Source organism: Streptomyces sp. ATCC 21386 (genome assembly GCF_018728545.1).
Lineage (GTDB): Bacteria > Actinomycetota > Actinomycetes > Streptomycetales > Streptomycetaceae > Streptomyces.
The window spans coordinates 1,350,841-1,365,301 of record NZ_JAAVVL010000001.1; the positions used below are offsets into that span (position 1 = coordinate 1,350,841).

General features: G+C 70.9%; 11 protein-coding genes. 7 read left to right on the forward strand and 4 right to left on the reverse strand.

The features are described 5' to 3' along the window. Window positions 1-60: 60 nt before the first annotated feature. The 3 genes from fxsT to fxsA form a co-directional block, all read right to left on the reverse strand. On the reverse strand, window positions 61-4,032 hold the full coding sequence (gene fxsT, locus GWK25_RS05945; RefSeq protein ID WP_215448810.1) for an FxSxx-COOH system tetratricopeptide repeat protein: 3,972 nt from the start codon (window positions 4,030-4,032) through the stop codon (window positions 61-63). Continuing rightward, a complete protein-coding gene (locus GWK25_RS05950) occupies window positions 4,022-5,323 on the reverse strand; it encodes a TIR-like protein FxsC (protein ID WP_215448811.1) in 1,302 nt (433 codons plus the stop codon). Before GWK25_RS05950 ends, fxsT begins: the two co-directional genes overlap by 11 nt. 160 nt (window positions 5,324-5,483) lie before the next feature. Further along, on the reverse strand, window positions 5,484-5,654 hold the full coding sequence (gene fxsA, locus GWK25_RS05955) for an FxSxx-COOH cyclophane-containing RiPP peptide (RefSeq protein WP_215448812.1): 171 nt from the start codon (window positions 5,652-5,654) through the stop codon (window positions 5,484-5,486). 296 nt (window positions 5,655-5,950) lie between these two features. Here fxsA and GWK25_RS05960 point away from each other — a divergent pair, with 296 nt between their 5' ends. Next, entirely contained in the window at window positions 5,951-6,124 is a 174-nt protein-coding gene (locus GWK25_RS05960; protein WP_215448813.1) for a hypothetical protein, read from the forward strand. Window positions 6,125-6,160: 36 nt separating this feature from the next. On the opposite strand, the gene GWK25_RS05965 is transcribed toward GWK25_RS05960, so the two are convergent. Beyond that, the gene (locus tag GWK25_RS05965; protein ID WP_215448814.1) at window positions 6,161-7,267 is read right to left on the reverse strand and encodes a threonine synthase; all 1,107 of its coding nucleotides are present in this window, start codon (window positions 7,265-7,267) and stop codon (window positions 6,161-6,163) included. Between the two features lie 219 nt (window positions 7,268-7,486). Between GWK25_RS05965 and GWK25_RS05970 the strand changes: the two genes are divergently transcribed. The 6 genes from GWK25_RS05970 to GWK25_RS05995 all read left to right on the forward strand — a co-directional run bounded on the left by GWK25_RS05970 (window position 7,487) and on the right by GWK25_RS05995 (window position 14,449). Then, window positions 7,487-8,704, forward strand: a complete 1,218-nt coding sequence (locus GWK25_RS05970) for a DUF4190 domain-containing protein (RefSeq protein WP_215448815.1) — start codon at window positions 7,487-7,489, stop codon at window positions 8,702-8,704. A 147-nt stretch (window positions 8,705-8,851) separates the two neighbouring features. Beyond that, a complete protein-coding gene (locus tag GWK25_RS05975; protein WP_215448816.1) occupies window positions 8,852-9,604 on the forward strand; it encodes a GntR family transcriptional regulator in 753 nt (250 codons plus the stop codon). A 446-nt stretch (window positions 9,605-10,050) separates the two neighbouring features. Further along, window positions 10,051-10,251 (forward strand): SPOR domain-containing protein, encoded by a 201-nt coding sequence (locus GWK25_RS05980; protein ID WP_215448817.1) that lies wholly within the window; start codon window positions 10,051-10,053, stop codon window positions 10,249-10,251. 45 nt (window positions 10,252-10,296) lie between these two features. Beyond that, window positions 10,297-10,704 carry a (deoxy)nucleoside triphosphate pyrophosphohydrolase gene (locus tag GWK25_RS05985; RefSeq protein ID WP_215448818.1) on the forward strand — a complete coding sequence of 136 codons (408 nt, stop codon included), beginning with the start codon at window positions 10,297-10,299 and terminating at the stop codon, window positions 10,702-10,704. A 230-nt stretch (window positions 10,705-10,934) separates the two neighbouring features. Next, window positions 10,935-11,342, forward strand: coding sequence for an ATP-binding protein (locus GWK25_RS05990; protein WP_215448819.1), 408 nt, complete (start codon window positions 10,935-10,937; stop codon window positions 11,340-11,342). A gap of 317 nt (window positions 11,343-11,659) precedes the next feature. Continuing rightward, window positions 11,660-14,449: a SpoIIE family protein phosphatase gene (locus GWK25_RS05995; RefSeq protein WP_374105846.1), complete on the forward strand. Its 2,790-nt coding sequence runs from the start codon at window positions 11,660-11,662 to the stop codon at window positions 14,447-14,449. Window positions 14,450-14,461: the final 12 nt, after the last annotated feature.

The following is a 14,461-nucleotide window of genomic DNA, read 5'->3' on the forward strand; positions in this document are numbered from 1 at the left end:
AGGCCATCATAGGTACCCCGTGGACGCCGTGGGGCTCGCGGGGCGGATGACGTCCTCTGATCAGGTGGTCGGCGGTTCGATGTCCGAATCGAGTCGCTTCCCGGACAGAATCGCCCGGGTCGTGGGGTGTGCCTCGCCCAGCTTCTCCCGGGCCCTCAGCGCGGCTTCCTCCGCCAACTGCCCCGCTTCCTCGGTACGGCCGATCGCCCGCAGGCTCAGGCCCAGGTTGGAGGTGATGGTGATGGCGTCGTAGTGGTCAGGCCCCAGGATGTCGAGGAAGTACCGCCGCGCACGCCGGTCCAAGTCGACCGCCTGCTCCAGTTCGCCCGCCAGAAAGAGGTCGTTCGCGTGGTTGATCATGCAGCTCAGGCTGTACGGGTGGCTCTCCCCGGCGATCCGTGACATCTGGTGCAGAGCCCGGTGGGACAGCTCGCGTGCGGATTCGGTACTGCCCGTCAGCCGCCGGTACACCGAGAGGTTGGTGGCACAGGCCAGGGTGACGGGATGTTCCGCGCCCAGGTAGGTGCTGTAGCGGTCCATCGCCCGCTCGGCCAGTTGCCGTGCCCGCTGGGGCTCCCCGAGCGCGGCCAGGTCGCAGGCCAGACCACAGGCCGCGGCGAGCGTGTCCGTGTGCTCCGTGCCGTGCGCCTCGACGTACCGGGAGTGGATGTCCTCGTCGATCTTTCTCGCCTGTTCGTAGTCACCCGCCCGACGCAGCGCCACGGCGAGGTTGCGGCGCGTCCTCAGCGTCTCCATATGGCTGTCCCCGAGGGTCTGTTCGTACCACTGGACGGTGGCGCGCAGCAGGTCCAGGGCCTCCCGCAGACTCCCGGTCTCCCGCAGATCCCGGGCGTAGTTGCTGGCGAACAGCAGGGAGTAGAAGTTGTCCCGGCCGCGGGCGTCGCTCTGTTGCCGGTAGGCGAGTTCGTGGAGATCCAGGGCCGCCCGGCGATCGCCCGCGAGGTACTCCGACATACCGAGGTTGTTGGTGTACATAAGGGTGCGCGGATGGTCATCACCCAGTGTCCGCAGGGCTCCGTCGAGGGTCTGACGGTCGAGCTCCCGGGCCTCGAGGTAGCGGCCCAGGGCGCGCAGGTCGGCGGCGACGTTGCCGGCGGCAGCGAGCGTGTGCGCGTAGTCCGGGCCCTTGGTGCGACGGAACCGCTCGAAGGTGTCGTGGTCGATCTCGTACGCCGTCTCCAGCCGCCCCCTGGAGCGGAGCACGTTGCCGAGCTGGATGCGCAGCATCAGGGTCTGCGGGTCGTCGGGGTGCCCGATCCCGCACGCCGTCCAGCGGGCCAGTGTGCGCTCCGCGAGCTCCTGGCCATCCGTGTGCAGGCCGCGTTTCCACAGGTAACGCACGGAATCGGTGACCCACTTGCGCACCTCGGGGTCCGGGCTCTCGGCCGCCAGGCTGGGCCGCAGATGGGGAAGGAGTTCCGCATAGCGGTCCCAGTCCCCCGGTACGTCGGGGTCGCCCGGGTCGGCGTCCACCAGCGCGGCGTGCACCACGCCGCGGGCCTGTGGGGTGCGTGTCTCGTCGACCTGGTCGCGGATGACGGCCTGCACCAGCCGGTGCACCGTGAGGGTCGCACTGCTCTGGTCGCTCTTGGCCAGGCCGAACCGGTTGATCGCCCGGACGAGTTGGGCCACCGCCATCTCGTCGCGCGGCTCGCCCGGCGGCAGGGTCAACGCCTTGGTGACGGCCTTGCTGTAGAGGAGTCGCAACGGAATGGGATCGGGTCCGAAGAAGGAGCAGATCTCCAGCATCTCGGCCGCCGCCTGGTTCACCCGGCGCAGCTCGTCCACCGCCAGGTTCCAGGTGGCCGCGGCGGAGCGCGGGTAGTCCCGCTGCGGTAGCCGGGTCGTCTGCAGCACCTCGGTGAGGCGTGCCTTGAGCAACTCCAGATAGGTGGCCACCGGCATGCTGCTCTCGCTCAGCCACACCGCGGCCTGGGCGACGGCGAGCGGCAGGTCGCCGAGCTCCCTGGCCACCTCGTCGGCGTCGGAGGCCGTGAGTCCGGTGTTGAGGCGGTGCAGCAGGTCGGTGCTCTCCTGGCGCTGGAACACCTCGACCTCGACCAGCCCCGCGTCGTTCACCCAGGTCCGGTCACGGGAACTGAGCAGGACGTGTCCGCCGGGCGGCCCGGTCGGGATGAACTCCGCGAGCTGTTCGGGGCGTCCGGCGTTGTCGTAGACCAGGAGCCAGCGGTCGAAGGGTTCCCCCCGGCGCAGCGCCCTCAGCACCGACTCCGCGGTGCTCACCATGTCCTCGCCGACCTCCAGGCCGAGACGCGGCGCGAGATCGGCCAGGGCCGGGCGGATCAGACCGGGTTGCGCGGCGGTGACCCACCAGACCACGTCATAGGCCGCTTTGAAGCGGTGTGCGTACTCTTGAGCGATTTGCGTCTTCCCTACGCCGCCCAGCCCGTAGAGGACCTGCGTCGTGTTGCCGGAAGTGAAGCCGTTGCGCAGCCGTTCCAGCAGGAAACCCCGGCCGGTGAAGCTGACGTTCCTGGAGGGAACGCGCTGCACCGCGGGGGACGTGCCGGGGAACGGCGGGGCGGGCGAGCCGGGAACCGGTGCGACGCTGCCCGGGATACGGGCGCGGCGGACCGGGCCGACGACCGACAGCAGCTGGGCCTCCGCCTCCTCGGGGGTGCAGTGGGTGAGGTCGGCGGCGTACCGCCCTCCGAAGGGATCCCGAGCACTGGTTTCGCCCTCCTGGACGCGCACCGCCAGCAGCGATCCGTCGGCGCTCTGATGACCTCGCAACTGCTTCCAGACGTCCTGGGCGCGCCGCTGCACCACGTACTCGGGGGAGAGCAGGGCGAGCAGCCGCCCGCGTCCCTTCAGGACGGGGGTGACCTCCGGCAGCGCCCCGGAGCCCGGCTCGGCGGCGCTGTGCAGCGAGACCTGGTATCCGATGCCCTCCAGCCGGGCCGCGATCCACTCCGCCCACATGCGGTCGGCCGAGGCGTAGCTGACGTGGATGCGCGGCCACGACGTCCTGGGGTCGAGGTAGGCGGCACGCATCCGCTGCCGCTCCTCCTCCGGATGGGGGACGAGGGATCGCACCCGGCCGTCGGTGACCCACGAGGTGAGCCGCTCGAAGGCCGCGAGCAGGTTGCCCGGCTGGGAGGGCCGGTCCCGGACCGTGGTCGGGATCTCGGCGTAGGCGTAGTACTTCTTGTAGGGGATCTCGACCTCCCCCCAGTACTGTTCGTGCTCCGGTTCGGCCAGCCAGGCGAGGAACGGCCCGAACTCGGCACGAGCCAGGTCCCGGCCCCATTCGAGCAGTTCCTGTTCGCCGTCCTCGACCCGCATGGGGACCGGGAGGATACGTACGGGGTGGCGCGCTTCCGAGGCCACCGACTGCGCGACGTCCAGGCCGCCCTCGATGCTCTGATGGTTCAGCACGAACCCGTCGACGAGGACGTCCGGCATCACGGTGGTGCAGATCCCCGAGATGTCGCTGACCCCCGTGCGGCTGTCGATGAGGACGTAGTCGTACGAGGCCTTCATCTCCTCCCGCAGCGCCTGGAGGAAGGCGCCGCCGCCCAGGCGTTCGTAGAACGCGCGCCAGTTGAAGCTGGTGACGTCCGCGGAGTACGACGGGGACATGCGCCCCGCGGGCAGGAAGTCGAGCCGGCCACCCGCGGGGAACCGAAGGTCCAGGCCGGTGGTGCGCGGGCCGAGCCGTGCGTGGGATCGCAGTTCGTCGTCACTCATCACCGTGGTCTCGGCGCCGGAATCCGGTGGCTCCCCGGGGCTTATCACCTGTCCGACGAAGGCGTTCACCATGTTGATCAGGCCGTCGGTGTCCCGCAGCTTCGGGTCGAGGAGGAAGGGGCGCAGATAACGGTGCAGGCCGGGAGCCTCGAGGTCCCAGTCGACCAGCAGCACCCGCTTGCCGTTGCTGGCCATGATCCAACCGACGTTGACCAGGGCCATCGTGCGGCCGGTGCCACCTTTGTAGGAGTAGAAGGTGACTATCCTGCCGACGTCACGAGCCTCGGCCTCAGAGCTCATCGTCCTGATCCTTCTGCAGGGGAGTACGACCCGGCTGCTCGGTCGGATCGTCGGTGCTGGGCAGTGGTGTGTACGGGACACTGAGTCCGGGCATGGGCGGTACCGACGGTGCGGCGGGCAGCCGGCGCGGAGCGGCCTTCTCCATGAGGCGGTTCTGGGCGACCACCACCATGCGGGCCAGCCGGTCCTCGAACCGGTGTCTTTCGACCTGGACCTGGAACAACGGATCGTAGGGGTCGTTGCGCCGCATCCAGTTGCGTCTGAAGACCTGCTGAAGGTCGGTCCACAGCGTCTCGTCACCGGATTCCTCGTCCGTCTCGTGACACGGCACGAGTACGCCGGTGACGGGGTGGTTCTGCCGGTCGTAGTCGGACAGCGGAGCGCGGTACTGGCTTTCCCGGGCCGCCCACGCGTCGACGAGCAGCACGGACGTCTGGTTGTTGTACATGGCCTCGTCGAGCTTCTCGCCGAGGCCCCGGTCGACGACCTCCAGACTGGTCGTGCACCCCTCGTCGATGATGACGCGCTGAGCCCGTAGCGCCACGGTGGGATGGATCGGAGGGTGGTACGGCGTCCAGTCGAGCGGTGAGGGCCCGTAGTACTCGCGCCGCTGCCGGCCCGTGGGCAGGGGGTCGGTGACGCCCGCCGCGATGAACATCCGGACGTGACCCGTGCTGTGTCTCCCCGGCCCCGCGGGTTCCCGTCCCTCGAAGGGGCTGCGCACGGCCCCGAGGTCGAGGCCCGGTGCGCGGGGCAGCCGGAAGTGATCGGCCACGTGGTGCACCCGCTTCGCGACCAGTTCCAGGACGGCGCGGTAGGCGCGGCCCCCGGGGGCGGAACGCAGCAACCCCATCAGACCCTGCTCCAGGTACTCCTGGCCCATCGCCGGTTCGAAGTACTGGTACTTGCTGATCTCCGGCGGCATCGCATGGTGCAGGGGGGTCCACAGGACCGGTATGAGCGCCGGCACCTCTATGTCGGTCTGCTCGCGATACCTCAGCAGCCGGGATTCGAACGCGGCCCATTCCTTGCCGCAGTAGAGGCTGTTGACGTAACCGGGCGAGCACAGGGCCACCACGGCCCGGCAGAGCCCGATCTCGCTGCCGAGCGTGCTCTCCCAGTCCATGCCCAGGCCGATCCGCTCGACGTCGAGGAACGGCTGTTGTCCGCTGCAGTCCGCGCCCAGACGGCCCAGCTCCGCGACCAGGTCGTCGTAGAAACGGCCCACGAAGGCGCTGCCACGATCGTCCCGGCGCGCATAGCTGAGGAAGAAGTACGGCTCTCTCTCCAAAGCACCCCCCGGCCGCCGTATCCGGCCGCAGGCGTTTCACCGCGCCTGAGAGCCGGGACACGTGCGTAGCAACGTGATACCCAGCCGGGTACGGGCTCAACTCACCGTGGAGGGACGGATCGTAGTTGGCCGAAAGGAGGTGCGACGGGCCGCCGGTGCGTCAGAGAAGGGCCGACGAGAACGCGGCGAAGCTCTCGCCCGACGGGAAGCGCACGTCGTGGAGCACCGACGCGAGGACCGTGTCCGGCAGGTCGTCCAACGCGTCCATGGGCAGGTCGGCGATGTCCACCAGGTCCGAGACGTACTCGGAGCCGCTCGTCTCTCTCAGCACCTGCAGTGCCTTTCTACCCCGCACGCGCCGACTTCGGCGGCGTACCTGATGTCCGGTGCCACGCCGGAGCACCGGGCGACGGACAGAGCCTAGCCGCAAGGCCGCTCTGTTACGCATCCGGAAGCCCGGTGCCAGGAAAATCGTGCCCTTTGCCGACGGCGAGCGGTTGTAGCAGGTCTGGCCGGAGAAGGACGCTCCCGGGCGGGGTCTGCGGGAAGGCGGGGTTCCGGGGTGTCGATCTCTTGGGGTGGGCAGCTTTCCGGCAGCAGGTGTGTCGGGCCGGGAGGGGGGACCACATGTGGGTGGCATTGGCGATACTCGGCGTGCTCGTCGTGTTCAACGGTGAGTTCCGCGTGCTGGCGGTCGCCGCCGGAGCCCTCCTGTTGTGGGTCGGGCACAAGCGCAGCAGCATGCTGCTGACGGCGGTCGGTGCGGGTTTCCTCGCGCTGATGCTGTACGCGGCGTACTGAGCCCGGCCCGCTTCCGAGGGCCCTCGTCCTCGTCGGTCAGCTCCCCGCCAGCCCCGTCTTCACTCCCGCGCCGCACAGCGGCACCACCGCCGTGCGCGACCCGAGCGCTCCCTCCCGTACCGCCGCCCAGCAGGCCACGCCCGTGGACTCGACGTACAGGCCGCGGGAGGCCAGGTCGCGTTGGGCGTGGCGGATCTGGTCCTCCGTCACGGTGAGGAAGGCGCCCCCCGAGTCGCGTACGGCACGGAGGATCTGGCGGGCCCGGGGCGGGCGCGGGATGGCGATGCCCTCGGCGAAGGTGGGTGCCACGGGTGTGGTCCCGACGAGGTCGTCGGCGCCCTCGGTCCAGGCGTGGGCGAGCGGCGCCACGGCGGCGGACTGGACGGCGTAGAGAGCGGGCCGGCGGTCGATGAGGCCCGCCGCGTGCAGTTCGGCGACGGCCAGGGAGGCGCCCAGCAGCAGCGTGCCGTTGCCCACCGGTACGACGATCACCTCGGGGAGGCGCCCGCCGAGGTCCTCCCACAGTTCGTGGACGTAGGTCTTGGTGCCGTGCAGGAAGTACGGGTTGTAGACGTGCGAGGCGTAGAAGACGCCGTCCTCGTCCGCCGCCGCGCGGGCGATTCGGGCCGTGGCCTCGCGGTCGCCGTCGACGAGGTGGAGCTGCGCGCCGTGCGCTCCGATCTGCTCCAGCTTCTTGTCCGACGTGCCGGCCGGGACGTACACCGTGCAGGGCAGCGCGGCCCGTGCGCAGTACGCGGCGACCGCCGTGCCGGCGTTGCCGCTGCTGTCGGCGATCACCTGCCGGGGCCCCAGCCGCAGGGCCAGCTCGGTGAGGAGCACCGCGCCCCGATCCTTGAAGGAGAGCGTCGGCATCAGGAAGTCGAGCTTGGCCTGGATGCCCTCCCGCAGTTCGACGAGCGGGGTGCGGCCCTCGCCCAACGAGACCGTGGGCGACGCCAGGGGTAGGCATTCCGCGTAGCGCCAGAGCGAGTTCACCCGGCCGGAGAGGGACTTGAGCGATGCCGGTGTGGGCGCGAAGTCCAGGTCCAGGGGGCCTCGGCAGGCCGGGCAGCACCAGGCGAGGGAGGCGGCGGGGACGCGCGTTCCGTCCGTCGGGCAGAAGCGATCCGGCAGAGGGGTCATGCACGCAGGTTAGTTCGGGGGAGGCGGGTCGGCAGGTGCGGCAGAGGTGGCTGTGGTCGCGGCCGAGGGGGAGGGGCCGGGAGGGGCTGCGAGCGCCGCCGGCCCGCTGGGCGCAGCCCGGGGTGCGCCCCGGCGTGTTCAAGGCGCCCGGCACCCGCTTACCATGCGCCCAGTCGTACGTCAGTTCCTCTCTGCGCACCGCAAGGAGTACCCGCACCCGTGGCCACACCCCCGCCCCTCGGGCCCCAGCCGCCGCACGGAGGTGGCCCGTTCCCGCCGCCGGGGCAGCCGCAGCCGGGGGCCGGTCAGCCGTCTCCGTACGGGGCGGCCGCCGAGCCCTGGGGTCGGGCCTGGGGGCAGCCGAATCCCGCGTGGGCGCCCACCCCGCCCGTCAACGGGGTCGCGATCGCCGCGCTCGTGCTCGGGGTGCTCTGCTTCCTGCCGGGGATCGGGCTGGTCCTGGGCGTCGTCGCGCTGGCGCAGATCAGGAAGAAGGGGGAACGCGGCAAGGGCATGGCGGTGGCCGGAATCGGGCTGTCGACGGTGGGCGCGCTGCTGATGACCCTCGCCTTCACGACCGGCGGCGCGCGCGACGCGTATGAGGGCTTGCGCTCCGCGGCGAGCGGCGCGGGTGGCACGTTCTCCGTGGCGAAGGGCGAGTGCTTCGACTCGCGCAGCGGCTCCCTGGAGGGGTACGCGTACGACGTCGACATCGTGCCGTGCGACGGTGCGCACGACGCCGAGGTTTTCGCCTCCTTCGCGATGCCGGACGGCGGCCGTGACTTCCCGGGCGACGACGCCGTCGTCGATGCCGCCGACGAGCGGTGCTACGCGTACTCGGAGGCGTACGCGATGGACACCTGGGCGCTCCCGGCCGACGTCGACGTCTACTACTTCACGCCCACGCGGGAGAGCTGGCGTTACGGCGACCGCGAGATCACCTGCATGTTCGGCAACGTCGACCCGAAGGCCCACCTGAGGGGCTCGCTGCGGCAGGACCGGACGACCCTCGACGACGACCAGCTCGCCTTCCTGGAGGCCGACGCGATCCTGAACGGCGCTTTCGACGCGATGCCTGAGGCGGAGTACGTCGAGGACGACCTGGCCGGACACAAGGAGTGGGCGACGCAGGTCGTCGACGCCCTGGAGCGGCAGGCACGCGCCCTGCGCGCGCACGACTGGGAGCCCGGTGCCGAGCAGGAGGTCAGCGACTACGCCCAGGCGCTGGACGAGGCGCGCGAGGCGTGGGAGGCGGCGCACGAGGCGAGCGACGCCGAGGAGTTCACCGATCGCTGGGACGACGCGCACCGACAGACCGACGGCACGAAGGCCATCACCGCACGCAAGGCTCTGGGGCTGGCCACCGCACCGCCCACGTACGACGACGAGGACACCGGCGAGGGCGACGGCGAGGACGGGCCCGGCGCCGAGGTGTGATCGCACCCATAGTGGGGAGAAAGTGCCTGCGTAAAGCCCTTCCCGGGTGCATGTCATCACATCGAGTGATTCTCTGGCCTTTGCTTGCATGGCTGAACCCACGGTTGCCAGGCTGTTGCTGTCTGTACATCCAGATGGGAGCGGCCAGTGACTTTCGGTGAGCAGCCGGCGTACTTGCGTGTCGCGGGTGATCTCCGCAGGAAGATCGTGAACGGATCGCTGCCGCCGCACACCCGCCTCCCCTCGCAGGCCCGTATTCGCGAGGAGTACGGCGTCTCGGACACGGTCGCGCTGGAGGCCCGCAAGGTCCTCATGGCCGAGGGGCTGGTGGAAGGTCGTTCCGGGTCGGGCACGTATGTGCGAGAGCGGCCGGTGCCGCGCCGGGTCGCCCGCTCCGGGTTCCGGCCCGCCGGGGGCGCCACCCCCTTCCGGCAGGAGCAGGCCGACGCCGCGGCGCGCGGCACCTGGGAGTCGCGCAGCGAGCAGGTGGAGGCGGGACCCACGGTCGCCGAGCGGCTCGCGATCCAGCCCGGCGACCGCGTGATGTGCACCAGGTACACCTTCCGGGACGCGGGCGAGACGATGATGCTCTCCACCTCCTGGGAGCCCCTCGCCCTCACCGGCCGCACCCCCGTGATGCTTCCTGAGGAGGGCCCCCTGGGCGGTATGGGGGTCGTCGAGCGCATGGCCGCCATCGACGTGGTCGTGGACAACGTCACCGAGGAGGTCGGTGCCCGTCCGGGCCTGGCCGACGAGCTGCTCGCCCTCGGTGGTGTCCCCGGGCATGTCGTCCTGGTCGTCCACCGCACCTACTTCGCCTCGGGGCGCCCGGTGGAGACGGCGGACGTGGTGGTGCCGGCGGACCGTTACCAGGTGGCGTACCACCTGCCGGTGAAGTGAGGCCGGAGGGCGGTCCGTTCGGGAATCCGGCGGAATCCGTGTGTAACGGGCGGTGACGCGGGCATGGGTCAAGTGGCCCTTGCCGGAGGGAAGTTGAGACCGTCGCAGCCGCGGGGGAACCGTCCGAACGTAGTTCGAATTCGGTCGTTCTCGGCGGCGGGATGTCATGGCGCCCGGTAGGTGCCCGTTTCGGGCGAAGGGCGCGGGACCGCTGCTCGTCGGAGCGTTGGGGGGCGCGCGGGTGGTGATCGGCGGCGCGTTCGACGGGGTGCGCCCCCCTCGCCCTGGCTGGTTGCGTACCTCTTTGTGAGAAGTCGGATTCGCTGTGTGAAGGTTAGGCGTACGCTCGGGCATATGCGGATTGCGGTTTCCTTAGGTGGCGGGGCGCGGCGACATCCGGGGGCGGGACCTGGAGGGGCCGGGGCGGGAAGGAGCGGTGGGGGTCGATGAACGACGGCACGATCACTCTTCCCTGGCTCGTCATACGGCAGGACGACAACGGCAATCGCTACCGGGTCGGCAGGTACGCGACGCGCGCCGAGGCGCAGAAGATCGCGGACAGTCTCGACGACCGCGGCCACAAGCAGCTCTACTGGGTCGAACGTATCGGGCAGAGCAGTCAGAACGGGATGAGTGGGAGCAAGTGACGCACCCCGCCCGGCGTCCGTGTCCGCTCCCGTAGGCTCCCGCGCATGACCGAACCGATCGTGGTGGTGGGCGCCGCTCTGCTGAGCGGCGGCCGACTGCTCGCCGCGCGCCGCAGCGCACCGCCTGAGCTGGCCGGACGGTGGGAGCTGCCGGGCGGCAAGGTGGAGCCCGACGAGTCTCCCGAGCAGGCGCTCGTGCGTGAGCTGCGCGAGGAGTTGGGAGTCGAGGCGAAGTCCGCGGAGCGGGTGCCCGGCGAGTGGGTGGTGCGGCCGGGCTATGTGCTGAGGGTGTGGATCGCGCATCTGCTGTCCGGTGAGCCTCGGGCGCTGGAGGACCATGACGAGCTGCGTTGGCTCACCGCGGACGAGGTGTGGGACGTCGACTGGCTGGACCAGGACGTACCGGCGGTGATGGAGGCCGCGCGGCTGGCTTGGGGCGACGGGGGAGTGTGACCCCGCCCCTTCCGCCCCGGCTTCGGCGGCGTCGAGGACTCGGGGCTCTGCCCCGGACCCCGTTCGCGCACTTCCCCGCACTCCCGAAGGGCTGAGCCGACGGTTGCGGCTTGTCGCCCCTACGCCGTTCGTGCCACAGTGCGCCCTCGTGCGCGGTACTCCGGCCTCGATATCGGGTATGTGCCCATTAACCCCATGAAACCGGACAGGGTCTGCTTCTGGACTGGGAAGTGATCGGCGTGATCGACAGCGGAGACGACTGCGCCGAATGGACCTTCCCTGCGCAGCCGGGGGCGGTGCGGGACGCTCGTGCGGTGGTGCGGGCGCGGCTGCGCGAGTGGGGGCTCGAAGTGCTCGCGGACATCACGGCCCTGTTGGTGAGCGAGCTGGTGACCAACGCGCTGCGGCACGCGACGGGACCCATCGGAGTGCGGCTCGTGCGTCCCACCGACCCCTCCGGGACGCTCCTGGTCGAGGTCTCCGACCCGTTGCCCGATCCACCACGCGAACGCGCGGCCGATGTCGACGACGAGAGCGGCCGGGGCCTGCAGTTGGTGGCCTGTTCCTCGCGAGCCTGGGGTACCCGCCCCGGGGAGGCGGGCAAGACGGTCTGGTTCGAGCTGGCGGTTCCCGGCTGAGCGACCCCGTCGACGTACAGGGCGATGGGGCGGGTGCACGGCGGGGGTTCACGGCGTACGGCCGGGGGGAGGGGGCGGCTCCCGGGGGCGCGCGTGCGACCGACTGGTTCAAGCCAGTAGCGCTGGCAGGGGTCTTTGGTTCGAGGGGGCAACGCCTGGTTAGAAGAGTTGGGAGTATGTCGCAGCCGGTCCAAAAACGATCGGGACCGTGCTGTGATCGTGAACACCGTGTTGTGCGGCGCCGTAGTGCTGGATACTGCGGGCAGCCGCCCCTGGTGACCGAAGCCGGACGCGGTGAGCTGGAGGGGACGGTTCGCGTGAGCGAGATACCAGCGAAGGCCACGAAGTCCACGGGGTCAGGGAACCCGTCGGACCGCGCGAGGCCCGAGGCCGCAGACGATTCCGGCCTGGGCGGAGCCACCCGCGACAGCGGCGCCGCACGCGACAGTACGGCGGCCGCGTCCGCCGGCGGGGCGGACGGCTCGACCGACGGGGCGACAGAACCCGTCCAGGGGGCGGTCGGATCCGCCGACGGGACGGTCGGATCCGCTGACGCTCCGGGTTTCATGGGTGGTCACGCGGTCGGTGACCCGATGTGGCAGACCAGCCCGCCCGGGTCCATCTACGACTACATCAAGGTCGCCTCGTTCTCGATCGGTCCCGACGGACTCGTCGACCAGTGGAGCCTGCGGGCCGAGCAGTTGTTCGGTATCTCGGCGGAACGGGCCGTGGGGATGGACCCCATCGAGGCCTTCGTCGACCCCGATCGGCGTGCGGAGGGCCAGCGGAAGATGGCCGAGGTCCTCGACGGCCGCGAGTGGACCGGGGTCGTCCCCTTCCGTATGCCGGGCCCCGGCGGGGAGGAGGGGCTCGCCGAGGTCTATGTGATGCCCACGACCGCGGACGGCGGCGAACGGGCCGCCGTGTGCATCGTCGTGGACGTCCGGACCCTGCGCCGGATAGAGACCGACCTTGCCGCCTCGCAGGCCATATTCGGCCAATCTCCGTTCGGGTTCCTTCTGATAGACACCGATCTCCGGGTCAGGCGCGCCAACCGGCGTTTCGCCTCCATCTACGGTGGCGAGGTCGACGACCACCGGGGCCGAGGTGTCCACGACTATCTGCAGTCCCCGGAGGCCGAGCGGGTCGAGGCGACCCTGCGGCGCGTCATGGAGACCGGCGACTCGATCACGGACATGCACATCACCGGCTTCGTGCCCGGCTCCGAAGAGCGCCGCCACTGGTCCATCAACCTCTTCCGCGTGCACAGCGGCACCGGCCGCCCCATCGGCATCGCCTGGCTCGCCACCGACATCACGGCCCGCCGCTCCGCCGCCCGTGAAGCGGCCGCCGCCCGGCGGAATCTCGCCCTCCTCAACGAGGCCGGCACACGCATCGGCAACTCCCTCGATCTGGAGACCACCGCCCGCGAACTCCTCGACGTCGTCGTCCCCGGCTTCTGCGACCTGGCCACCGTCGACCTCTACCAGGGCCTGCTGGTGGGAGACGAGACACCGCCCGGACTCGCCGACGGCAGCGCCGAGTTGCGCCGGGTCGCCTTCTCCAGCGCCGTCTCCGACGCGCCCTTCGTCGGCGGACCCGCCCCCGTCAGGGTCGGCGCCGTCCACCACTATCCGTTCAACTCGCCCTGCGCGGACGCCCTGCGCACCGCCCGCCCCCAACAGGTGCCCGAGGAGGGCAACCTGATCCAGTCGACGCTCGCCGTGCCGATGGTCGCGCACGACACCGTCGTCGGACTCGTGCAGTTCTCGCGGACCAAGGGCAGCGAACCGTTCGGGGAACGCGACCGGGGCCTCGCCGTCGAACTGGCCGCGCGTGCCGCCGTCTGCATCGACAACGCGCGTCTCTACCGCCGCGAACACGAACGCGCCCTCATCCTGCAGCGCTCCCTGCTGCCGCCCGGCGACCCCGAGGCATCCGGGCTCGACATCGCCTGCCGCTATCTGCCCGGCAACGCGGCCACCGAGGTCGGCGGCGACTGGTTCGACGTCATCGAACTCCCCGGTCACCGCACGGCACTCGTCGTCGGCGACGTGATGGGCCGCGGACTGCGGGCAGCGGTGGCCATGGGCGAACTTCGTACGGCCGTACGCACGTTGGCCCTGCTGGACCTGGAGCCCGCCGAGGTCCTCTCGGCGCTCGACGAGATCGCCCGGGGCCTCGGCACCCCCGGCGGCGTCCAGTCGGCCTCCCGCACCGCCGCCAGCCGGCCCCACGACAAGGACCTCTCCGAGGTCTACCTCGCGACGTGCGTCTACGCCGTCTACGACTCGGTGACCCGTCGCTGCACCTTCGCCAACGCCGGCCATCTGCCGCCGGTGCTGGTCGAGCCGGGCGAGAGCGCGCTGATGCTCGACGTGCCGCCCGGCATGCCGCTCGGCGTCGGCGGCGAACCGTTCGAGGAGGTGGAGGTCGAACTGCCCGAAGGGGCACTGTTGGCGCTCTACACGGATGGACTGGTCGAATCCCGCGACCACCCCCTCGACGAGGGGCTCCAGGCGTTCGTCGGCGCGCTCACCGACCCCGGACAGCCGCCGACCACGCTCCGCGCGGACACGCCGCGGTCCCTGGAGGACGTGTGCGACCACGTCCTCAACACCCTCGACACCCACCACGGCGAGGACGACATCGCGCTGCTGATGGCCCGGGTGCAGGGGCTGCCGGAGGACTCCGTCGGCGACTGGACCCTGCCGCGTGAGCCCCGCAGTGTGGGCCGCGCCCGCGAGTACGCGCGCGGCCGGCTGCTGGCGTGGGATCTGGAGCCGCTCGTCGACACGGCGGAACTGCTGGTCAGCGAGCTGGTCACCAACGCGCTGCGGTACGGCGAGGGCGAGATACGGCTGCGGCTGCTGCTGGATCGGACGCTGGTGTGCGAGGTGTGGGACGCCGGGCTCGTGCAGCCACGCCGGCGTCGTGCGCGGGACACGGACGAGGGCGGACGCGGGTTGCAGCTGGTCGGGCTGCTCTCCGCCGCGTGGGGCTCGCGCCGGACGCCTCGCGGCAAGACGGTGTGGTTCGAACTGCCGTTGCCGGGTGGGGAGCACGGGCTGACGGATCCGGCGGAGGCGTTGCTGAGCCTGTTCTAGGACTGGGGCGCG

Bases quoted from the DNA above. Each gene is read 5' to 3' on its own strand.
- fxsT (WP_215448810.1), bottom strand. From the start codon at position 4,032: ATGAGCTCTGAGGCCGAGGCTCGTGACGTCGGCAGGATAGTCACCTTC.
- GWK25_RS05960 (WP_215448813.1), top strand. From the start codon at position 5,951: ATGTGGGTGGCATTGGCGATACTCGGCGTGCTCGTCGTGTTCAACGGT.
- GWK25_RS05965 (WP_215448814.1), bottom strand. From the start codon at position 7,267: ATGACCCCTCTGCCGGATCGCTTCTGCCCGACGGACGGAACGCGCGTC.
- GWK25_RS05980 (WP_215448817.1), top strand. From the start codon at position 10,051: ATGAACGACGGCACGATCACTCTTCCCTGGCTCGTCATACGGCAGGAC.
- GWK25_RS05985 (WP_215448818.1), top strand. From the start codon at position 10,297: ATGACCGAACCGATCGTGGTGGTGGGCGCCGCTCTGCTGAGCGGCGGC.